The sequence below is a fragment of the Bradyrhizobium sp. S3.7.6 genome (assembly GCF_054061875.1).
Genome location: NZ_JBSSEQ010000004.1, coordinates 181,915 through 201,062, shown reverse-complemented (window position 1 = coordinate 201,062; position 19,148 = coordinate 181,915). Strand labels below are relative to the sequence as shown.

Sequence of the window (19,148 nt, the reverse complement as noted above, 5' to 3'; positions counted from 1 at the left end):
ATCATGTGGGGAATCGTCCCGGCTGCCGGTCGCGGCAGCCGCATTCAGCCGCTCGCCTTTTCCAAGGAACTGCTTCCCGTCGGCAGCCGCGGCGATGACGGCACTACCCGTCCTTGCGCGGTCTCCGAATATCTCCTGGAGCGATTAATTCTCGGCGGGGCCGACAAGATCTGCTTCGTCATCTCGCCGGGCAAGTCAGACATTCTCGAGTATTTCGGCGACCGTTACGGCAGCGCCCAACTGGCGTACGTGGTGCAGCCGGAGCCCCTCGGCCTGTGCGACGCCGTGTTCAGGGCGAGTACGGTCGTTGGCTGGGACGAGGACGTGATCGTGGGGCTGCCCGACACGGTGTGGTTTCCCGCCGCCGCCCTGCGCGCGCTGCCGGGCGCCGATCTGTCGTTTCTGTTGTTTCCGGTAGAACATCCGGAATTCTTCGATGCCGTAGTGCTTGATGGCGATCGTGTGACCGAAATCCAGGTCAAAAACCCCAACGCAACCTCGACATGGATATGGGGAGCGTTCCGGATGTCCGCACGCGGCTTTCGAGAGCTGCAGGCGTTGTGGACCAGGCGTGACCGCTGCGACGAATATTTTGGAACGTTAGTCAATGCTTTCCTTGCCGCCGGCGGCCGCGGCACCGGTGTCAAGGCCGGCGAATCCTATGTCGACGTCGGCACGATCGATGGCTATCGCACGGCGATGGCGCTGCTCGCAGAGACCAGTGCCGGCAACGGCCGCTCGCGCCTGCGGGCCGGCACGTCGGCAGAGACGATTGCGGCAACGCCTATGACGAATGACGGAGTGGTTGCATGACCCGATCGGCCCTTTCCCGTGACGAGATCCGCCGCCGTGTCGATGCGCTAGGTCCATGGTTTCACAATCTCGATCTCGATGGCGTTCCGACCGCGCCGGCACATTTTCTCGGCGACTATCCGAACGTCAAATGGCAGCGTTTCTCAGGAATCATCCCGGACCGGCTCGAAGGCAAGACCGTGCTGGACATCGGCTGCAACGCAGGATTCTATGCGATGGAAATGAAACGGCGTGGCGCCGAGCGCGTGCTCGGCCTCGACACGGACGAAGAATATCTGGCGCAGGCTCGCTTCGCCGCCGAGGTCAACGGACTCCGCATCGAGTTCCGTAAGATGTCCGCCTACGACGTGGGGCAACTGCACGAAAAATTCGACCTGGTGATCTTCATGGGTGTGCTCTATCATCTGCGGCATCCCCTGCTCGCCCTCGACCTGATCCACGAACACGTCGCCGACGATCTCCTGCTGTTCCAATCGATGCAGCGCGGCAACAGCGACATTGATCCAATCGAGAAGAACTACGACTTCTGGATGACGGATCATTTCGACGCTCCGGGCTATCCCAAGCTCCACTTCGTCGAGCAAAAATATGCAGACGATCCCACCAATTGGTGGGTTCCCAATCGTGCGTGCGTGGAAGCCATGCTTCGCAGCTCCGGCTTTGCCATCGCGGCGCATCCCGAAGACGAGGTCTATCTCTGCAAGCGAACCGAGCGGCCGCAGGCCGATGGCCCGGTTTACCCGGCGCGGAAGGTGGATTGATGATCGAAGCTGCCAAGATCTGGAACGAGCCAAACAACAAATCGCATTGGGACCTCCTGATCGATCCGGACTGGGCGATGTTCGCCGAAACCGCCATCGCGGCGGGCAAAGCCATCCGCACGGCACATCCGACTTTGCCGCGCGTGCTGGGCGGCATATCGCCGATCGATCCCTCCTTCATCCGCAACATGAAGGCGCGCGGCGTCCTCGATCATGTCGATGCGGTGGCGGTGCATGGCTTTCCGCTCGACTGGAATCTCTGGCAAATCGGAGAATGGCCGAACAAGCTCGAAGATATCAAGGCGACGACCTCGCTCCCGGTCTGGGTCACCGAGGTCGGCGTTTCATCGTTCGGTGCTGAAGAGGTTCAGGCTTGGGGCCTGTCGCGCACCGCCGAGCTCCTGATCGGCCGCACGCCGCGGATCCATTGGTACAGCCTGTACGACCTGCCCACCGCCTGGGAAGCGACGACCCGGCACAAGGAAGCCGAAGGCTCCTCCTACTACCGGCATTTCCACATGGGGCTGCTCCGGGAAGATGGCACGCCAAAAGCAGCACTGGACAAGTTCGGGCAATACGCGCGTGAGCTCGGGCTCTGTCAGTGGTTTCATTATGAAGATCATCGCCTGCACGAGGGCGCGGTTTGGATGCGCCGTCTCGGCGTGAAACATCTCCGAACGGGATTGTCTTGGGCCGACAGCTTCCGTCCCAACGCCCTTGATTGGTTCGATCGCCAGATGGACGCTCTGGCCGAATTCCAGGTCACCATGACATTCTGCTTCACGCCGGAACATCGCGGGCTCGCGCCTCATCACACCAGCCCGCCCAAGGATGTGAACGAATTCGCCGACTTTTGCGCCCAGATGGTCGAACGCTATTGCACCCGGACGGGGCTGACACCCGCGGCTTCACCGCAACCGGTCGCAACGGGGCCAGTATGCGCGCCCTGATCCTGGTGATGGATTCCGTCGGCGTCGGCGCTGCGCCCGACGCTGCGCGGTATGGCGACGAGGGCGCGGATACGGTCGGCCACATCGCAGAGGCCTGCATCGCCGGCACAGCAGACAACGCAAGCCGGGAGGGGCCGCTCCGCGTTCCGAACCTCGTCGCGCTCGGCCTCGGCCAAGCCTGCCAACTCGCCACCGGGCGCACACCGCCGGGCCTCGCGATCCAGGCCGGGATTTCGCAATCTGGATGCGCGAGCGAGATATCGAAAGGCAAGGACACCCCTTCAGGGCATTGGGAAATCGCCGGCGTACCGGTTTCGATTGGGGGTATTTCCCGAAAACCGTACCCTGCTTTCCCGGCGATCTGGTGCAGCGCCTGTGCGCGGAGGCCGGCCTGCCCGGGATTCTCGGAAACCGTCATGCCTCGGGGACACAGATCATCGCCGAACTCGGCGAGCACCACATGCAGAGCGGCGAGCCGATCTGCTACACCTCCGCCGACAGTGTGTTCCAGATCGCGGCGCATGAGAACGCCTTTGGAGTTCAACGCCTCTACGACGTCTGCCAAGCCGCGCGCAGACTGGTCGATCCGCTGAATATCGGGCGTGTGATTGCGCGGCCCTTCGTCGGCAGTTCCAGCACCAGCTTCAGGCGGACCGGACACCGTCGGGATTACTCCGTTCCTCCTCCGCAACACACCATCCTCGACATTGCCGAGAGCGACTGTCGTGACATTGTCTCCATCGGCAAGATCGACGACATCTTCGCGCATCGCGGGACCGGACGGAATTTGCGAGGCGATGGTAACGACGCCCTTTTCGATGCCACCCTTGATGGACTGGACGGCCTGGCGGAGGGCGGATTGTTGTTCGCCAACTTCGTCGACTTCGATACGACCTACGGTCATCGCAGGGACGTCGCCGGATATGCCGCAGCCCTCGAAGCGTTCGACGCAAGACTTCCGCAACTGCTCGATCGGCTGCGAAGCGATGATCTCCTGATCATCACCGCGGACCACGGCTGCGATCCCACCTGGACCGGCACTGATCATACGCGCGAACAGGTCCCTATTCTCGTGGCGAATGCCAAGCGCTCTCAACAGATCGGTAGACGCAGCAGTTTTGCAGATATTGGTGCAACTGTCGCAAGGCATCTCGAGTTGCCAATGCCGGTCCACGGCACGAGCTTTTGAAATCTGCGCCCGCGATTCACCCAGATTATTGATCCAGGTTAGAGAAAGTTTCGTTTGTACATTTTGCAGGAACCAACATTCCTTGCACCGCTTCTACCTTCGAACGTGACTAGCGCGGGTCGCCGACCGATAGCAGAGCGCGCTTCCACACTCATACAGGTCGATCCCGCGGGATCGGTCTCCATGCGCACGGAGCGGTGAATGACGCGAGTACTGATCACGGGTGGCGCAGGCTTCATCGGATCCCACGCGGCCGATGGTCTGTTGGCGGCCCGCTATGAGGTCAGGCTGCTCGACAATCTCTCGCCACAGGTTCACGGCGGCAACCGTCAGCGGCCCTCCTATCTCGCTGCCGATGCGGAGCTGGTCGTTGGAGACGTGACCGACGCCAGCGCCGTCGAACACGCTTTGCGAGGGGCCGACATGGTACTGCATCTCGCCTCCGCGGTAGGCGTCGGCCAGAGCATGTACGACATCGAACCCTATGTCAGGACCAACGAACTTGGCACTGCCGTACTGCTGCAGGCGTTGTCAAAGCGTCCAGTTGAACGGCTGGTTGTGGCTTCCTCGATGAGCATCTATGGCGAAGGCCTTTATCGCAGCGCCGATCAGAGCGTCCTCGTCTGTGACGAACGACCGATCGAACAGCTTCGCCGCGGCGACTGGGAATTGCACGACTTGGCCGGCGATCCGCTTGAGCCCCTTCCGACGCCCGAGACCAAGCAGCCGACATTGAGTTCGATCTATGCGCTGAACAAATATGCGCAGGAGCGGATGTGCCTGATCACGGGAAACGCCTATGGCATTCCAACTGTGGCACTGCGCTTCTTCAACGTATTTGGTCCCCGCCAGGCCTTGTCGAACCCCTATACTGGGGTCCTCGCGATCTTTGCCGCGCGGCTGCTTAATGGACGGCCACCGCTCGTGTTCGAGGACGGGCTTCAGCGCCGCGATTTCGTGCATGTGCACGACGTCGCTCGTGCGTGCCGCATGGCACTCGAGGCTGATCACGCCCAGGACGTCTTCAACGTCGGCTCAGGGCAAAGCCGCAACATCCTTTCGGTCGCGCAGGATCTCGCCGACGTGATGGGACGGCCTGACATCCAACCCGAGATCACACGAAAATATCGTGCAGGCGACATCCGTCACTGCTTCGCCGACATCGGAAAGTCTCGCGACGTGCTCGGCTTCGTGCCGCATGTCGGCTTCAAGGACGGCCTTGAGGAGCTTGCGGAGTACCTTGCCGACCAGATCGCCGACGATCAGGCCGAGCGAGCCACCGGCGAGTTGCTGCAGCGAGGATTGGTTGCGTGATGACTGACAATAGACCCGTCCTAATCACCGGCGGCTGCGGTTTCATCGGCTGCAATCTGGCCGATCGGCTTGCCGAGCGAGGTGAAAACGTCACCGTGCTGGACAATCTCGCCCGCGCCGGGGTACGTGAAAATGCGCAATGGCTCAAGTCCAGGCACGGCGACCGGGTGGCGGTCACGATCGCCGACATCCGCGAACCGATCCCCGTCATCGACGCCGTGCGCGATGCTCGCGCGGTGCTGCACCTGGCCGCACAAGTCGCCGTCACCGAAAGCGTGAACGATCCCGCTTCCGATTTCGAGATCAATGCGCGCGGTACATTGAATGTGCTTGAGACCATACGCCTGCATAATCCGCTCGCGCCCGTGATCTTCGCCTCGACCAACAAGGTGTACGGCCGCATGATCGACGACAGCTCGATCGGGCTGATCGGCTCGCGCTATGCGCCAAGGAGTGATGTTCTGGCTGCCGGCGTTTCGGAACACACACCGCTCGACTTCTACAGCCCCTATGGTTGCTCAAAGGGCACGGCGGATCAGTACGTTCACGATTACGCCCGCGTGTTCGGCCTTCGTACAGTCGTTATGCGAATGAGCTGCATCTACGGCCCCCGTCAATTCGGCACTGAAGATCAAGGCTGGATTGCGCACTTTCTGCTGAGCGCGATCCGAGGCAATCCGCTCACGATCTACGGCGACGGCAAGCAGGTTAGGGACGCGCTCCATGTCTCGGATGCGGTCGGCGCCTGGCTCGCGGCGCTCGACCGGATTGATCGGGTACAGGGGCGTGTGTTCAATCTTGGCGGCGGTCCTCGCAACGCCATCAGCCTGCTGGAATTGATCGACCAGATCGGTGACCTGACCGGTAGAGGCGTTGCCTACAGCTTCGCTGATTGGCGTCCCGGCGATCAGCCCTGGTACGTCACGGATACAAGCGCCCTGTCCGACGCGCTCGGTTGGGCGCCCAAGATCGAGATTGCGGAAGGCCTCCGCTCGCTCCACACTTGGCTGCACAGCCGCTTCGGATCGTCAGACGGCAGCCGCGAGGCCATGGCATGACCCGCGTCGCGCTCATCAATCCCAACTGGGAGTTCGGCGGCAGCATCTATTTCGGCTGCCGATCGCCTCACCTACCGCTCGAGCTTGGTATTTCCGAGCATCATCTGAAGGCGGCCGGGCACGAGACGCTGCTGCTCGATGCCCACATGTTCGATCTGTCGCTCGCGGATATCGACGCAGAGCTCCGAGCGTTCCGTCCAGATCTGATCGCCATGACCACGGCTCCAACCTACCTGTTCTGGCGTTGCGCGCCCCCCGAGCTTCGCGTGCCGCAGCGACTCGCACTTGCGGTTCGAGACCTCGTGCCAATCCTGGTTGCGGTCGGCCCCCATGGCTCGACGACACCGAAGGCGGCGCTGAAGAAGCTCGGCGCCGACATCGTCGTCATGGGCGAATGCGAGACGTCCTTGCTTCGCCTGGCCAACGGCGAACGCGACTTTGCCGGCCTTTGCTTTACGGATGGAACCTCAGTCCGAATCAATGGGGGACCACAGGCCGCTCGCTTCACGGATCAACCGCCGCTGCGCTGGCCCGACGAGATGATCCGGCGGCATCATCACCACCATCATCGCTTTGAAGCCGAGCCGCTTGCTCCCGGCGCCGAAGTCGAGGCATCACGCGGCTGCCCCTACAGCTGCACCTTCTGCGCCAAGGAGAATTTCCGCAATGCCTATCGCAAGCGTCCTTTCGGAGTGATCCTCGATGAGATCGACGGCCTCCGCCATCAAGGCATTGAGTACGCCTACTTCATCGATGAGATCTTTCTGCCCAACGCCGAACTGCTGCAAGCGCTGACCACGCGGGGGCTGAAGTTCGGCATACAGACGCGGATCGATCTTTGGAAGCCAGACATGCTGGCCCTGCTCGGCCGCGCCGGTTGCGTTTCGATCGAAGCCGGGATCGAGAGCCTGACGGTTGAGGGGCGCGCCGCGCTTGCCAAGAATTGCAAGATGACGACGGATCAGCTCGCCGAGCGGTTGACCGAAGCGCGTCGTCACGTTCCATTCGTGCAAGCCAACCTGATCGAAGTGCCCGAGGATGATGATCCGGTCGTGCAGCGCTGGCGCCGCCAGATGCAGGACGCAGGCGTCTGGGCCAACGACCCCGTGCCGCTCTATCCGTATCCGGGATCCCCGGATTATCGCAAATTGTGGGGTGAGCCCGACGACTTCGCTTGGGAGCGCGCGCATCAACATTACCTTGCGATGTTCGACCGGTTCAGCGACGTCCAGAACGATCGCCCCGTCCCGCTCGATGCGCTCGAACTCCAGGTGGCGCGATGAGCCGTAATTCGAACATCAGGCTCATGATGACCACCGACACCGTGGGAGGCGTGTGGACCTATTCCCGCGGTCTCGCCTCCGATCTCGCAAGCGCCGGTGTCGAGGTCACCCTGGTGACGATGGGTCCTCGCGCGCGGACCGAGGAGCGGGGCCGGCTGGAGCGGTCCGGTGTGCGCTTGATCGAGACGGACCTCGCGCTCGAGTGGCAGGATCCGGAAGGCCGGAATGTAGCGGACGCGAGCCGGGTGCTAGCCGGCCTCGAGGCCAAGCTTGGACCGGATGTCGTCCACCTCAACAGCTTCCGCGAAGCATCTTTCGGCTGGCACGAACCGACGGTCGTCGTGGCGCATTCCTGCGTCAATTCATGGGCACAGGCCTGCCGGGATACGGCGTGGCTTGAGCAGCCGCGATGGCGGCTCTACACCGAGCATGTTGGTGCGGCTCTCGATGTGGCGCAGGCTTGGGTGTGCCCGAGTCAATCCTTCCACGACGTGATCAGCGAACTTTACCGTCCTCGCTCCAGAGGCACGGTAATCTGGAACGGGATTGCACCGGGCGATTTCGTCGGAAAAAAGCAGGACCGGATCCTCGCCGCGGGACGGCTTTGGGATCGCGCCAAGAACATCGAAGCCTTGGCGGCGGCAGCGTATCGACTGGCCTGGCCTGTCGAGGTCGCCGGCGCCGCCGATGCGACCCCGTCCGCTTCGATGACATGGCTGGGGCACTTGCCGCCCGAAGCCATTCACACCCGCCTGCGGCATGCTGCAATTTTCGTCAGCCCGGCGCTCTACGAGCCGTTCGGCCTGTCTGTTCTGGAGGCCGCGGCAGCCGGCTGCGCGCTCGTGCTGTCCGATATCCCGACGTTCAGGGAGCTTTGGAACGAAGCCGCCATCTTCGTCGATCCGGCCGACGCCGACGCGCTGCATAGCGCGCTCGCCGATCTCTGCAATGAGGCGCGCGAGCGCGCGCGGCTTCAGCGTGCTGCCTATGAGCATTCCCTCACCTATTCGCAGGCGCGAATGACGAGCGCGTACATGAAACTGTATGAGAGCCTACTCCCATCGAAAATCACCATGACGCCAGACGACCAGATCGAGGTGCGGGCATGAAATGCATCCTGTTCTACCATGCGTTCACCTCGTGCTGGAACAACGGCAACGCACACTTTCTCCGAGGTTACGCCCGCGCGCTACACGCGCTGGGCCACGAAGTGATTGTCTTCGAGCCGATCGACGGCTGGAGCCGATTGAATGCCATACGAGAAGGCGGTCAACGTGCCCTGGATGACATCCCGGGGCTGCTGCCTGGGATCGGTATCCGCCGCTATGACGCGTTCCTCGATCTCGACGACGCCACAGACGGCGCAGACCTTGTGATCGTCCACGAGTGGAATTCCCCCGACCTGATCGCGCAGCTCGGACGCCGGCGCGCGCAAGGGGCTCGCTACACCCTGCTGTTTCACGATACCCACCACCGCGCGGTCAGTGCCCCGGACGAACTCGCGCAATTCAACCTTGATGGATTCGATGGCGTGCTTGCCTTCGGCGAGGTGCTTCGGCAGATCTACCTGAAGCTCGGATGGGCGGATCGCGCCTTCACCTGGCACGAGGCGGCGGATACAGCCCTGTACCATCCCCTGCCGGATATCGCGCGCACGGACGATCTGATCTGGATCGGCAATTGGGGCGATGGCGAGCGCGGCGCCGAACTCAACGAGTTTCTGGTTGAACCGGTCGCAGACTTGAAGCTCGGGGCAAGCATCTACGGTGTCCGTTACTCCGACGCCGCTCTCGATACCATTCGGGCGGCCGGCATCCGATACGGCGGCTGGCTGCCGGCCCACTGGGCTCCCGCAGCCTTTGCCAGCGCACGAACGACGGTGCATGTGCCGCGGGCGCCCTATGTCCGGTCTCTTCCGGGGATACCTACCATCCGCGTGTTCGAAGCGATGGCGTGCGGCATCCCACTGGTCTCCGCGCCATGGTCCGATGCGGAGGGCCTGTTTCCCGAGGGCGTCTATCTGAGCGTTACGGATGGCGCGCAGATGAAACGTGCACTGCGCACGCTGTTGGATGACCGCGAGATGTCGTCCGCGATGGTACGAACCGGACTGCGTGTGATCAGGGAAAAGCATACCTGCCGTCATCGGACGCAACAGCTGCTTGACATCGTGCAGGGCATCCGGGCGCCGGGCCAGCCCCGGTGCATGCCAGATATCGGAGCCGTGGCATGAAGATCTGCTTCTTCGGATCGAGCCTCGTATCGTCCTACTGGAACGGCGCTGCGACCTACTATCGCGGCATGCTGAACCAGATTGCGGCGCTCGGACACGAGATCACCTTCTTCGAGCCGGACGCGTTCGAACGGCAGGCGCATCGCGACATCGACGACCCCGACTGGGCGCGCGTGATCGTCTATCCGGCAACGTCGGACGGTTGGCGCAGCAGCCTGGAAGCCGCCGCCAAATCCGCAGACATGCTGGTCAAGGCCAGCGGCGTCGGCGTCTTCGATGAGGAGCTCGAAATCGCGACCGCGACCATCCCAACGAGAGCAATGCGTGTCTACTGGGATGTCGACGCCCCCGCCACGCTCGAAGCGATGCACCAGAATCCCCAGCACCATTTGCGTCGTGCCATTGCGTCCTACGATATGGTGCTGACTTATGGCGGCGGCGACCCGGTCGTGTCTGCATACCGCATCATCGGCGCGCGCGACTGCGTCCCGATCTACAACGCGCTCGATCCGGCCACGCATTTTCCGACGCCACGAATTCCGCGGTTCAGCTGCGATCTGAGCCTGCTCGCAAACCGGCTCCCCGATCGCGAGCAACGCGTCGAGCGGTTCTTCATCGAGGTGGCGCGTCATCTGCCGGAAAGGAGCTTCGTGCTCGGCGGCTCCGGCTGGGAGACCAAGGACACGCCGGCCAATCTGTGCAAGGTCGGACACGTCGGCACCGCCGATCACAACGGCTTCTTCGGCTCGGCTCTTGCCACGCTCAACGTCAATCGCGACAGCATGGCACGCTACGGCTTTTCGCCGCCGACACGCGTCTTCGAGGCCGTCGGCGCCGGCGCCTGCCTCATTACCGACCAATGGGAGGGCATCGATCATTTTCTCGAACCGGGCCGGGAGGTCCTCGTCGCGGCGACAGCAGCGGAGGTGGCGGACCACATCAATACTCTGACGCCTGATCGCGCTCGGGCAATCGCCGGCCGCGCCCGCGCGCGCATCCTCGATCTCCATACTTACCGGCATCGCGCACGCCAGTTCCACGAACTCTTTGTCGGAAGCAGCTCACGCGTCGAGGCAGCAGAATGAACCTCAACATCGTCGTCATCGGTCTTTCGGTCACATCCTCATGGGGCAACGGTCATGCCACGACCTATCGCGCCCTGATCGAGGCCCTGGCACAGCGAGGCCATCGCGTCACCTTCCTCGAGCGCGACGCCGCGTGGTATCGGAACCATCGCGATCTGGTCAGCCCTTCCGCGTGGAACGTGCACCTCTACGAATCGCTCAGTGACGTTCCCCTCCGCTTCGGACCCCTCGTCCGCGCCGCCGATCTGGTGATCGTCGGCTCGTACGTGCCAGACGGCATCGCGATTTCCGACTGGGTGACGAGCCACGCCCGGGGAATAACGGCCTTTTACGACATCGATACGCCGGTCACGCTGGCTCGCATCGAGCAAGGGCTGGATTATCTATCGGCGGCTATGATCCCGCGCTTCGATCTGTATCTGTCCTTTACCGGCGGCCCGGTCCCACAGATGATCGAGGAGAATTTCGGCAGCCCGCTGGCGCGCGTTCTCTACTGTAGCGCCGACACGAAGCGGTATGCGCCCAGGCGGGCGGAGCGGAAATGGTCGTTGGGTTACCTCGGAACCTACAGCGACGACAGGCAGCCCGTTCTCGAGGAATTGCTTCTGGCTCCTGCCCGAGCCCTTCCGGCAGAGCAGTTCGTGGTCGCGGGCGCGCAGTACCCGGAGCATATCAGCTGGCCCGACAATTTGACCCGCATCGAGCATCTCACTCCTCAGCATCATCCGACGTTCTATTCCGAGCAGCGCTTCACCCTGAATGCGACCCGCAGCGACATGCGCGCCCTCGGCTTCTCGCCCAGCGTTCGTCTGTTCGAGGCGGCAGCCTGCGGCACCCCGATCATTTCGGACCGATGGCCGGGCATTGAAACGATATTCGATCCGTCGTCTGAAATCCTCATCGCCTCGGATCCAAACGAGGTGGTCCAGATCTTGCGGGACATGCCTGAAGAACGCCGGTGCACGATTGCGGAGAACGCGAGAAGGCGCGTGCTTGCCGATCACACCTCAGATCACCGGGCGCAGCAACTGGAAACATATTATTTGGAGGCTTCCGCGCGGCGCCATCGGAAATCAAAGAGGTTGCCTGAAATCCGGCCGGTGCAGGTCGCCGAGCTCTGAAGGGAGATGAATATGACGTTCCAGACTCGCGTTCGTGCCCCGCGCCCGACCTCCACGGCGCTGATCGCAGGCGGTGCCGGCTTCATCGGCTCGCATCTGTGTGATGCGCTTCTACAGCGCGGGAACAGGGTCATTTGTCTCGACAATCTGTTCACCGGCACCATCGCAAACATCCGGCCACTGCTCAACCATCCGAACTTTCGATTCATCGAGCACGACGTGCGCGAACCGCTGGAGATCGACGAGAGCATCGATCGGATCTACAGCCTCGCCTGCCCGGCCTCGCCGCGCCATTACCAGAGCGATCCGATCGGCACGATGAACACCTGCGTGATTGGCACCATGAACATGCTTGAGCTTGCGCGCCGAAAATCGGCGCGCGTGCTTCAGGCCTCTACCAGCGAGGTGTACGGCGACCCCGAAATCCATCCTCAGCCCGAATCCTACCTCGGCAACGTCAATCCAATCGGTCCACGCGCCTGTTACGACGAAGGCAAGCGCGCAGCAGAGACACTGATGTTCGACTACCACCGGCAGCACGGAGTCGAGATCAAGGTCGCACGCATTTTCAATACCTATGGACCACGCATGCTCGAGAACGACGGACGGGTCGTCTCGAACTTCATCGTACAGGCCCTCCGGGGCGAACCGATCACGATCTACGGCCACGGGACCCAGACCAGGAGCTTCTGCTTCGTCGACGACCTCGTGCGCGGATTGCAGCTTTTGATGGAGAGCCCGGCCGCGGTCACCGGGCCATGCAACCTGGGCAACCCGCATGAAGTCACGATCGAAGCGATCGCCCGCGAAGTCGTGTCTTACACCCGTTCCACGTCTCCGCTTCGATTCGAGTCGCTGCCCAAGGACGACCCCAAGCGTCGCAAGCCCGTCATCGACATCGCCGAGCGGTCACTGGGATGGCGTCCGCGCGTGGCGCTGAAGGACGGGCTGCAGGCGACGATCGCCTATTTTTCGCTTCGCCTTGCGACAGATGCGCCGGCGCTGACGCCGGCGATCGCCGCGAGCAGGACGGCGCGGACGGCACGCGGACGACTGACCCTTGCGGAGCGTCGTGACGACGTCCTGAAAAACTTGAAACAACCCCATGCACAGTAGCCGGGACCAACAAAATCAACGACTTGTCCGCTCGTTAGGAGACAATTACGGATTTTGCAAATTTGCGCTTGTCACGTCGGGCAAAACAGGCGGATGATGCGATCCTCGCCCGCGGCCACTTGATCCGGCCGACGCTTGATCCTTGCCCTGGCTCCGTCAGGCAGGGTCGAGGTCGTTGATGACGGGACTGAGCGGGTGGTCCTTCTCCAGTTCGAGCGTTGCCAGTGTGATCGGCAGCTTGAACCGGCGCCGCCCGGCGCTTCCCGGATTCAGGTAAAGCACGCCGTCCTTGCTGCTGATCTGCACGCGATGGGAATGGCCCGACACCACGATGTCGATGCCGAGATCGGCCGGGACGACGTTCAGAGCGTTGAGGTCGTGCAAGATGTAGAGACAGTGACCGCCCAATCGCAGGGTTTCAGTCTCAGGATAGGATTGTGCCCATGCCCCCTGGTCGACATTTCCCCTGATCGCAGTGACCGGCGCAATTCGGCGAAGCGCCTCAATAATTTCGGGGGCGCCGATGTCGCCGGCATGAATGATGTGGGACACCCCGGCAAGGCAGCGTTCCACCTCCGGCCTCAGCAGTCCGTGCGTGTCGGAGATCACGCCGATCAAGAATGACATGCCGCGCTTTCAGTGCAGGACGTCCAGAGAGACCCGGCCGATCTCCTCACCGTCCTGGTTCGTGACGAGGATCGAGAAATGATGACCCTGAAGCTCGGGACTCTCCTTCCGAAGCCGCCGTGCAATCTCTTCGGCAACATCCAGCGCCCGGATGTCGTCCGGGAGCTCGGCGCCTCCTTCGTCGGTCACCGTCTTGGAATCCACCAAATCGAAATGATAGCGCGGCAGGTGCAATCCGTCGAGTTTCCAGTCAGGAACGCCCGGTATCGCGGCTTCGTTCCGGCGCGAAACGCCCGCTCGCCGCCATACCAACTCAGAACAGGAACCTCTTTGTCGCAGTAATATTGCTGATCGAAAGATCGATCTCGGGAGCCAACTCATGCTGGAAGAATTGCGCGTGCTTGCCCAGCCCGGCGCGCTGATCGCTACCCTCGCCGTGCTGCTGCTGATGGCTGCCGGCGATGCGGCGATCGTGATCGCCGCCAAGGGCTGGCCATTCTAGTCCGGCCGCTCCATGCCAGATGTCGGACATATCCTCTTCCAGGGCTGGACGCCGCTCCTGAGAACCGCGATCGGAACGACCGTCACCTATGTCGCGCTTGAGGATGTGGGTGCGATCGTGCTCGAGGCCGACGGCACCTTCAGCGTCATCCGGGAGCTCGGGTCCGCCGCCTCCGCGCTAGCCGACATTCCGGAGTTGGGCGGCTCGAGCTCCGCAAATCGCTCCAGCAGCGAATAGGAACCTTTGTAAAATTGGCCGGTTCCGCCTCCGAAGTGGAGTTCGGCGAGCGCCTATGGCAGCTTGGTTGCGAAGAGTTCTGGTGCCATGCATGTCCTGGCCGCTTGCTGCGTGCGCGGGCCAGCAGTCGGCGCTCGACCCGCAGGGGCTGCAATCCGACCAGATCCGGTACACGCTGCTCATCTTTGTCATCGTCGCGGCGATCGTCTGGACCGCCGTCGTGATCGTCTTGGGCATCGGACTTTTGCGCCGGAAACGCGCGACCGATCAGCCGCTGGATCTGCACCAATCTTTCGAACAGCGTTCCGGGCGCGTGGTCCTCGCGCTTGGCGTTGCGACCACAATCATCGTGCTCGGGCTCTCGCTGGTCAGCTATGCCGGGCAGCGCACCGTTTTCGCCAAGGACGAGAAGGCCCATACGCTGAAGATTATCGGCCACCAATGGTGGTGGGAGGTCCGCTATGAGGCCGACAGTCCGCACCAGAGTTTCGTGACGGCCAACGAGATCCGAGTCCCCACCGGCGAGCCGGTGAAACTGGAGCTGGAATCGGCCGACGTGATCCACAGTTTCTGGGTGCCGAGCCTGACCGGCAAGATGGACCTGATCCCCGGGCAGAAGAACGAGCTGCAATTCACGGCGAAGAACGCTGGAATCTATCGCGGACAATGCGCCGAGTTCTGCGGGATCCAGCACGCCCACATGGCGTTCGCGGTGATCGCGCTGCCACCCGACGAGTTCGGCCGCTGGCGAGACCATGAAAACCAGAGTGCGAACCGCCCTGCGGATGAACTCGGCAAACGGGGCGAGGCGCTGTTTCGCGGCCGCGGCTGCGCACTGTGTCACAACATCAGCGGTACGATGGCCGGCGGACAATTGGGTCCGGACCTCACGCATATCGGCAGCCGCTCGACGATTGCGGCCGGAACGCTGCAGAATACGCCGGCTACGCTCGGCGCCTGGATCGCCGATCCCCAGCACATCAAGCCCGGCAATCTCATGCCGAAGATGCCGCTGCAATCGGACGAGATGATCGCGATCATTCACTATCTGGAGCAGCTCAAGTGAGCATGGCCGCTGAACCAAACGAGTTGCGGGACGACGTCCTGAACGGCCTTCAGCTTTCCAGCCAGCTCGAACGGGTGTGGCGAACGCCGTCCGGCTGGGTCGGCGCGCTGATGTCGGTCGACCACAAGGTGGTGGGCCGCCGCTACATCGTCACGGCGTTCGTCTTCCTGCTCCTCGGCGGCATCCTTGCTGTTCTGATGCGGATTCAACTGGCGGGGCCCGAGAAGACGTTTCTCTCGGCCGACAAGTACAACCAGATATTCACGATGCACGGCTCGACCATGATGTTCCTGTTTGCCGTGCCTGTGATGGAGGCGTTCGCCGTCTATCTGGTGCCGCTGATGGTCGGCACGCGGAACATCGCCTTTCCTCGCCTGAATGCTTTCAGCTATTGGATGTTTTTGTTCGGCGGCTGCTTCCTCTGGATCTCCTTCCTGTTCAACGTCGGCCCCGATGTCGGCTGGTTTTCCTACGTTCCGCTCTCGAGCCTTCAGTTCACACCCACCAAGCGCGCCGACGTCTGGGCGCAGATGATCACCTTCACCGAGGTCGCGGCGCTGGCAGTCGCCGTGGAGATCGTCGTCACCGTGTTCAAGCTCCGCGCGCCCGGCATGACGCTCGATCGCATTCCCCTGTTCGTCTGGGCCATGCTGGTCACCGCCTTCCTGGTGATGTTCGCGATGCCCTCGATCATGGTGGCATCGACGTCGCTGATCCTGGATCGCCTCGTCAACACCCGCTTCTACGACCCCTCTTCGGGTGGACATCCCCTGCTCTGGCAGCACCTGTTCTGGTTCTTCGGTCATCCCGAGGTCTACATCATCTTCATCCCGGGAACGGGAATGGTGTCGATGATCCTCGCCACTTTCGCGCGCCGCCCCGTGATCGGCTATCCCGTCATTATTCTCTCCTTGATCGCCACCGGCTTCCTGTCGTTCGGCCTTTGGGTCCACCACATGTTCGTCACGGGACTGCCCCAACTCGGTGCCGGGCTGTTCACGGCATCCAGCATGCTGATCGCAGTGCCGAGCGGCTTGCAGATCTTCTGCTGGCTGGCGACGCTCTGGGACGGTCGGCCGGTCTACCGGACTCCGCTGCTGTTCGTGCTCGGCTTCATCGTGATCTTCGTGCTCGGCGGGCTGTCGGGCGTGATGGTCGCCTCGGTGCCGATCGACACCCAGGTGCACGACACCTATTTTGTCGTGGCCCACTTCCATTATGTGCTGATCGGCGGCGCTGTCTTCCCGCTGGTCGGCGCGGTCTACTACTGGTTTCCCAAGATCGCCGGCCGCATGCTGAGCGAGCGGCTCGGGCTCTGGAATTTCTGGCTCGCCTTCGTCGGCTTCAACGTCGCGTTCTTTCCGATGCATTTTCTCGGTCTGATCGGAATGCCGCGCCGCGTCTACACCTATACGGCCGACATGGACTGGGCCCATTTAAATCTGCTGTCCAGCATCGGCTCGTTCGTGTTCGCGCTCAGCTTCGCGCTGCTTGTGGTCAATGTGATCTACAGCCTGCGCAAGGGTGCGCTTGCGGCTGACAATCCCTGGAATGCCTCGACGCTGGAATGGGCGACCTCCTCGCCTCCCCCGCCGCAGAATTTCGACCGGATTCCCGTTGTCAAACATCGCGATCCGCTCTGGGCCGACAGCGAGAGCCTGGCTGTCGTCGCCGGCCTCAGTGCCGAGCGTCGCGAGGTTCTCCTGACCTCGCTGGCGGAAGCCGAGCCTCAAATCCGCGAGGCATCGCCCGAGCCGAGCATCTGGCCGCTGCTCACGGCAATCGCGACGACGATCTTTTTCATCGGGTCGATCTTCACACCCTGGGCCGTGCTGTGGGGCACGCCGCCGATGGCCATCGCCCTGATCGGCTGGTTCTGGCCAACCGGCAGCAAGGAGGACGAAGAGTGAGACAGACGATCGTCCGCGATGTCTCGGACCTGCCGACTTATGGTTACGGTCCGCGCAGTGGTCCGTGGTGGGGCGCCATGGGATTCATGGCGCTCGAAGGCATGGGGTTTGCGATTGCGATCGGCGCATATCTCTATCTCTACTCGGTCAACCCGAGCTGGCCCATCGGGGCCCCGCCGCCCGATCTGTGGCCGGGCACCGCCGAGGCGGTGATCTACGTGCTCAGCATCATTCCGAACGAGTTCACCAACCGCGCCGCACACCGGCAGGATCTTTCCAAAGTGCGTATCGGTCTGATCGTGATGTCGCTGATCGGCATCGCGTTGCTGGTCTTGCGCGGCTTCGAATTCGCGCATCTCAACACCCGCTGGGACAATTCCGCTTACGGGTCGATCGTGTGGCTCATTCTGGGCCTGCACACGACCCATCTTGCCACCGATCTCGGCGACACCGTCGTGTTGGCGGTGCTGATGTTCACAAGGCACGCAAAACCGCGCCGTTTCAGCGACGTCACGGACAACGTGTTCTACTGGAATTTCGTCGTACTCGCCTGGCTGCCGCTTTATGCCCTGCTCGATTGGGTGCCGCGCCTATGACCGAAGCTGAGGGACGATCCAGGCTGCTCTATTGGGCCGGTGTTGCCCTTGGGCCTCTCGCATGGGGCATCAATCTGCAAGGTGTCTACGTGCTCGCGCACTTCTCCTGTGAGAACACCAGGATGAGCGGCGCGATCATGAGCGCCGTTCTCGCAATCGTCGCCCTGTTGGGCGCCGCCATTTCGGTCCGCGCGGTTCGGCGCGGAGCCGGTGCTGAATGGGCCGATGCACAAGGCGGCGGACCCAGGACATTCATGGCCTGGCTCGGCGTCGGCAGCGGCGTGCTGTTCGCGCTCGTCATCGCGAACCAGCTCGCCGCCTCACTGATGATCAGCCCATGCCTGCGCTGAGGATTGCGATATTGTTGCTCGGGCTGCTGGCGCAGCCGGCCTTGGCCCACGGCCTCTCGGAGGTCGATTCCGGATCGCTCTGGAGCTACGATCCCTGGCTGCTCGCTCCGCTCTACGCCGTCGGCATCGGCTTCTATGTCGGGACACAGCGGCTGTGGCGACACGCCGGCGGCGGCCGGGGCGTCAGCTTCCGCCAGGTCGGCGCGTTCTGGACCGGCTGGCTGGTCACGGCGCTTGCCACGACCTCGCCGCTGCACTGGCTCGGCGAGCGGCTGTTCACCGCCCACATGATCGAGCACGAATTGCTCATGGTCGTCGCCGCGCCGCTAATGGCCTATGCCCGGATCAACGGCCCTCTGCTGTGGAGCCAACCTTCCTCGCTTCGGCCGGCCGCCGGCCGGCTTCTCAATCTGCCGGTCTTGGCTGTGCCATGGCGCTTCATCAGCCATCCCGTCACAGCCACGACGCTTCATGGCGCCGCGCTGTGGGCTTGGCATGTTCCACCTCTGTATGCCTGTGCGTTGGAAAATCCGGCGGTGCATCGTCTCCAGCACATCAGCTTCTTTGCGACGGCGCTGCTGTTCTGGTGGGTGCTGCTGTACGGCCGCGGACGGGACCGGAGCAGTCGCGTGCGCGACGGCATCGCGATCGGCTGCCTGTTCATAACCATCCTGCATTCCGGCGTGCTGGGCGCGCTGCTGACGGTGTCGCCGCGGCTCTGGATTCCTGCTCAGGGCGCATTCGCGGGAGAATTCGGCTTGTCGCCGCTTGAAGATCAGCAGCTCGCGGGCATCCTGATGTGGGTGCCGATGGGCGTCCTCTATACGGGCGCGGCGCTGTTCTTTGCCTATCGGTGGCTGACGGCCAACGATGCTCATACGCGCCTGTCGCTCGCGCGAAATGCCGGTTGAGAGCGGCTGCCCCTCATAGGAACCGC

21 protein-coding genes and 1 pseudogene are annotated in these 19,148 nt (G+C 62.6%); 20 read left to right on the top strand and 2 right to left on the bottom strand.

The genetic code is table 11. The features are described 5' to 3' along the window. Nucleotides 1–3 precede the first annotated feature (3 nt). From ACVJ5M_RS46295 to ACVJ5M_RS46235, 13 genes and pseudogenes are all read left to right on the top strand, one after another. A complete protein-coding gene (locus ACVJ5M_RS46295) occupies nt 4–813 on the top strand; it encodes a nucleotidyltransferase family protein (protein WP_354098517.1) in 810 nt (269 codons plus the stop codon). Then, nucleotides 810–1,574 carry a TIGR04290 family methyltransferase gene (locus tag ACVJ5M_RS46290; protein ID WP_085400113.1) on the top strand — a complete coding sequence of 255 codons (765 nt, stop codon included), beginning with the start codon at nt 810–812 and terminating at the stop codon, nt 1,572–1,574. Before ACVJ5M_RS46295 ends, ACVJ5M_RS46290 begins: the two co-directional genes overlap by 4 nt. Further along, nucleotides 1,574–2,524: a glycoside hydrolase 5 family protein gene (locus tag ACVJ5M_RS46285; RefSeq protein WP_085400115.1), complete on the top strand. Its 951-nt coding sequence runs from the start codon at nt 1,574–1,576 to the stop codon at nt 2,522–2,524. The genes ACVJ5M_RS46290 and ACVJ5M_RS46285 overlap by 1 nt, the downstream gene beginning before the upstream one ends. Continuing rightward, a pseudogene (locus tag ACVJ5M_RS46280) lies at nt 2,512–2,853 on the top strand (phosphopentomutase); the annotation flags it as partial. The gene ACVJ5M_RS46285 and the pseudogene ACVJ5M_RS46280, both read left to right, overlap by 13 nt. Next, nucleotides 2,769–3,713, top strand: a complete 945-nt coding sequence (locus tag ACVJ5M_RS46275) for a phosphopentomutase (RefSeq protein WP_354100375.1) — start codon at nt 2,769–2,771, stop codon at nt 3,711–3,713. The pseudogene ACVJ5M_RS46280 and the gene ACVJ5M_RS46275, both read left to right, overlap by 85 nt. Nucleotides 3,714–3,914: 201 nt before the next feature. Further along, on the top strand, nt 3,915–5,027 hold the full coding sequence (locus tag ACVJ5M_RS46270) for an NAD-dependent epimerase/dehydratase family protein (RefSeq protein ID WP_085400116.1): 1,113 nt from the start codon (nt 3,915–3,917) through the stop codon (nt 5,025–5,027). After that, entirely contained in the window at nt 5,027–6,085 is a 1,059-nt protein-coding gene (locus ACVJ5M_RS46265; RefSeq protein WP_354100376.1) for an NAD-dependent epimerase/dehydratase family protein, read from the top strand. Before ACVJ5M_RS46270 ends, ACVJ5M_RS46265 begins: the two co-directional genes overlap by 1 nt. Next, nucleotides 6,082–7,368 (top strand): TIGR04295 family B12-binding domain-containing radical SAM protein, encoded by a 1,287-nt coding sequence (locus tag ACVJ5M_RS46260; protein ID WP_354100377.1) that lies wholly within the window; start codon nt 6,082–6,084, stop codon nt 7,366–7,368. Before ACVJ5M_RS46265 ends, ACVJ5M_RS46260 begins: the two co-directional genes overlap by 4 nt. Continuing rightward, the gene (locus ACVJ5M_RS46255) at nt 7,365–8,477 is read left to right on the top strand and encodes a glycosyltransferase family 4 protein (protein WP_354124701.1); all 1,113 of its coding nucleotides are present in this window, start codon (nt 7,365–7,367) and stop codon (nt 8,475–8,477) included. Before ACVJ5M_RS46260 ends, ACVJ5M_RS46255 begins: the two co-directional genes overlap by 4 nt. Continuing rightward, nucleotides 8,474–9,601 carry a CgeB family protein gene (locus tag ACVJ5M_RS46250; RefSeq protein ID WP_354098520.1) on the top strand — a complete coding sequence of 376 codons (1,128 nt, stop codon included), beginning with the start codon at nt 8,474–8,476 and terminating at the stop codon, nt 9,599–9,601. Before ACVJ5M_RS46255 ends, ACVJ5M_RS46250 begins: the two co-directional genes overlap by 4 nt. Next, nucleotides 9,598–10,686, top strand: a complete 1,089-nt coding sequence (locus ACVJ5M_RS46245; RefSeq protein WP_085400124.1) for a CgeB family protein — start codon at nt 9,598–9,600, stop codon at nt 10,684–10,686. Before ACVJ5M_RS46250 ends, ACVJ5M_RS46245 begins: the two co-directional genes overlap by 4 nt. Beyond that, entirely contained in the window at nt 10,683–11,807 is a 1,125-nt protein-coding gene (locus ACVJ5M_RS46240; protein WP_085400126.1) for a CgeB family protein, read from the top strand. Before ACVJ5M_RS46245 ends, ACVJ5M_RS46240 begins: the two co-directional genes overlap by 4 nt. Nucleotides 11,808–11,819: 12 nt before the next feature. After that, a complete protein-coding gene (locus ACVJ5M_RS46235) occupies nt 11,820–12,923 on the top strand; it encodes a UDP-glucuronic acid decarboxylase family protein (RefSeq protein ID WP_354098543.1) in 1,104 nt (367 codons plus the stop codon). A gap of 156 nt (nt 12,924–13,079) precedes the next feature. Here ACVJ5M_RS46235 and ACVJ5M_RS46230 read toward each other — a convergent pair whose 3' ends face one another. After that, nucleotides 13,080–13,550, bottom strand: a complete 471-nt coding sequence (locus tag ACVJ5M_RS46230; protein WP_354098521.1) for a metallophosphoesterase family protein — start codon at nt 13,548–13,550, stop codon at nt 13,080–13,082. A 9-nt stretch (nt 13,551–13,559) separates the two neighbouring features. Beyond that, on the bottom strand, nt 13,560–13,784 hold the full coding sequence (locus ACVJ5M_RS46225) for a DUF6894 family protein (protein ID WP_354100378.1): 225 nt from the start codon (nt 13,782–13,784) through the stop codon (nt 13,560–13,562). 145 nt (nt 13,785–13,929) lie between these two features. On the opposite strand from ACVJ5M_RS46225, the gene ACVJ5M_RS46220 reads away from it, so the two are divergent. Genes ACVJ5M_RS46220 through ACVJ5M_RS46190 form a run of 7 tightly spaced genes read left to right on the top strand, consistent with a single transcriptional unit; the run spans nt 13,930 to nt 19,122 of the window. Further along, complete coding sequence (locus ACVJ5M_RS46220) at nt 13,930–14,052, top strand: hypothetical protein (RefSeq protein ID WP_283808556.1); 123 nt, start codon at nt 13,930–13,932, stop codon at nt 14,050–14,052. A 12-nt stretch (nt 14,053–14,064) separates the two neighbouring features. Then, a complete protein-coding gene (locus ACVJ5M_RS46215; RefSeq protein ID WP_085400129.1) occupies nt 14,065–14,289 on the top strand; it encodes a hypothetical protein in 225 nt (74 codons plus the stop codon). Between the two features lie 55 nt (nt 14,290–14,344). Further along, the gene (gene coxB, locus ACVJ5M_RS46210) at nt 14,345–15,355 is read left to right on the top strand and encodes a cytochrome c oxidase subunit II (protein ID WP_354100379.1); all 1,011 of its coding nucleotides are present in this window, start codon (nt 14,345–14,347) and stop codon (nt 15,353–15,355) included. A 2-nt stretch (nt 15,356–15,357) separates the two neighbouring features. Beyond that, a complete protein-coding gene (ctaD, locus tag ACVJ5M_RS46205; RefSeq protein WP_354098523.1) occupies nt 15,358–17,265 on the top strand; it encodes a cytochrome c oxidase subunit I in 1,908 nt (635 codons plus the stop codon). Further along, nucleotides 17,262–17,861: a cytochrome c oxidase subunit 3 gene (locus ACVJ5M_RS46200; protein WP_085400134.1), complete on the top strand. Its 600-nt coding sequence runs from the start codon at nt 17,262–17,264 to the stop codon at nt 17,859–17,861. The genes ctaD and ACVJ5M_RS46200 overlap by 4 nt, the downstream gene beginning before the upstream one ends. After that, nucleotides 17,858–18,211, top strand: coding sequence for a hypothetical protein (locus tag ACVJ5M_RS46195; protein WP_085400135.1), 354 nt, complete (start codon nt 17,858–17,860; stop codon nt 18,209–18,211). The genes ACVJ5M_RS46200 and ACVJ5M_RS46195 overlap by 4 nt, the downstream gene beginning before the upstream one ends. Continuing rightward, a complete protein-coding gene (locus tag ACVJ5M_RS46190; protein WP_354098524.1) occupies nt 18,199–19,122 on the top strand; it encodes a cytochrome c oxidase assembly protein in 924 nt (307 codons plus the stop codon). The genes ACVJ5M_RS46195 and ACVJ5M_RS46190 overlap by 13 nt, the downstream gene beginning before the upstream one ends. Nucleotides 19,123–19,148 lie beyond the last annotated feature (26 nt).

Bases quoted from the DNA above. Each gene is read 5' to 3' on its own strand.
- ACVJ5M_RS46260 (WP_354100377.1), top strand. From the start codon at position 6,082: ATGACCCGCGTCGCGCTCATCAATCCCAACTGGGAGTTCGGCGGCAGC.
- ACVJ5M_RS46220 (WP_283808556.1), top strand. From the start codon at position 13,930: ATGCTGGAAGAATTGCGCGTGCTTGCCCAGCCCGGCGCGCTGATCGCT.
- ACVJ5M_RS46255 (WP_354124701.1), top strand. From the start codon at position 7,365: ATGAGCCGTAATTCGAACATCAGGCTCATGATGACCACCGACACCGTG.
- ACVJ5M_RS46275 (WP_354100375.1), top strand. From the start codon at position 2,769: ATGCGCGAGCGAGATATCGAAAGGCAAGGACACCCCTTCAGGGCATTG.
- ACVJ5M_RS46250 (WP_354098520.1), top strand. From the start codon at position 8,474: ATGAAATGCATCCTGTTCTACCATGCGTTCACCTCGTGCTGGAACAAC.
- ACVJ5M_RS46295 (WP_354098517.1), top strand. From the start codon at position 4: ATGTGGGGAATCGTCCCGGCTGCCGGTCGCGGCAGCCGCATTCAGCCG.
- ACVJ5M_RS46270 (WP_085400116.1), top strand. From the start codon at position 3,915: ATGACGCGAGTACTGATCACGGGTGGCGCAGGCTTCATCGGATCCCAC.
- ACVJ5M_RS46235 (WP_354098543.1), top strand. From the start codon at position 11,820: ATGACGTTCCAGACTCGCGTTCGTGCCCCGCGCCCGACCTCCACGGCG.
- ctaD (WP_354098523.1), top strand. From the start codon at position 15,358: ATGGCCGCTGAACCAAACGAGTTGCGGGACGACGTCCTGAACGGCCTT.
- ACVJ5M_RS46240 (WP_085400126.1), top strand. From the start codon at position 10,683: ATGAACCTCAACATCGTCGTCATCGGTCTTTCGGTCACATCCTCATGG.
- coxB (WP_354100379.1), top strand. From the start codon at position 14,345: ATGGCAGCTTGGTTGCGAAGAGTTCTGGTGCCATGCATGTCCTGGCCG.
- ACVJ5M_RS46245 (WP_085400124.1), top strand. From the start codon at position 9,598: ATGAAGATCTGCTTCTTCGGATCGAGCCTCGTATCGTCCTACTGGAAC.
- ACVJ5M_RS46285 (WP_085400115.1), top strand. From the start codon at position 1,574: ATGATCGAAGCTGCCAAGATCTGGAACGAGCCAAACAACAAATCGCAT.
- ACVJ5M_RS46195 (WP_085400135.1), top strand. From the start codon at position 17,858: ATGACCGAAGCTGAGGGACGATCCAGGCTGCTCTATTGGGCCGGTGTT.
- ACVJ5M_RS46190 (WP_354098524.1), top strand. From the start codon at position 18,199: ATGCCTGCGCTGAGGATTGCGATATTGTTGCTCGGGCTGCTGGCGCAG.
- ACVJ5M_RS46290 (WP_085400113.1), top strand. From the start codon at position 810: ATGACCCGATCGGCCCTTTCCCGTGACGAGATCCGCCGCCGTGTCGAT.
- ACVJ5M_RS46215 (WP_085400129.1), top strand. From the start codon at position 14,065: ATGCCAGATGTCGGACATATCCTCTTCCAGGGCTGGACGCCGCTCCTG.
- ACVJ5M_RS46265 (WP_354100376.1), top strand. From the start codon at position 5,027: ATGACTGACAATAGACCCGTCCTAATCACCGGCGGCTGCGGTTTCATC.
- ACVJ5M_RS46230 (WP_354098521.1), bottom strand. From the start codon at position 13,550: ATGTCATTCTTGATCGGCGTGATCTCCGACACGCACGGACTGCTGAGG.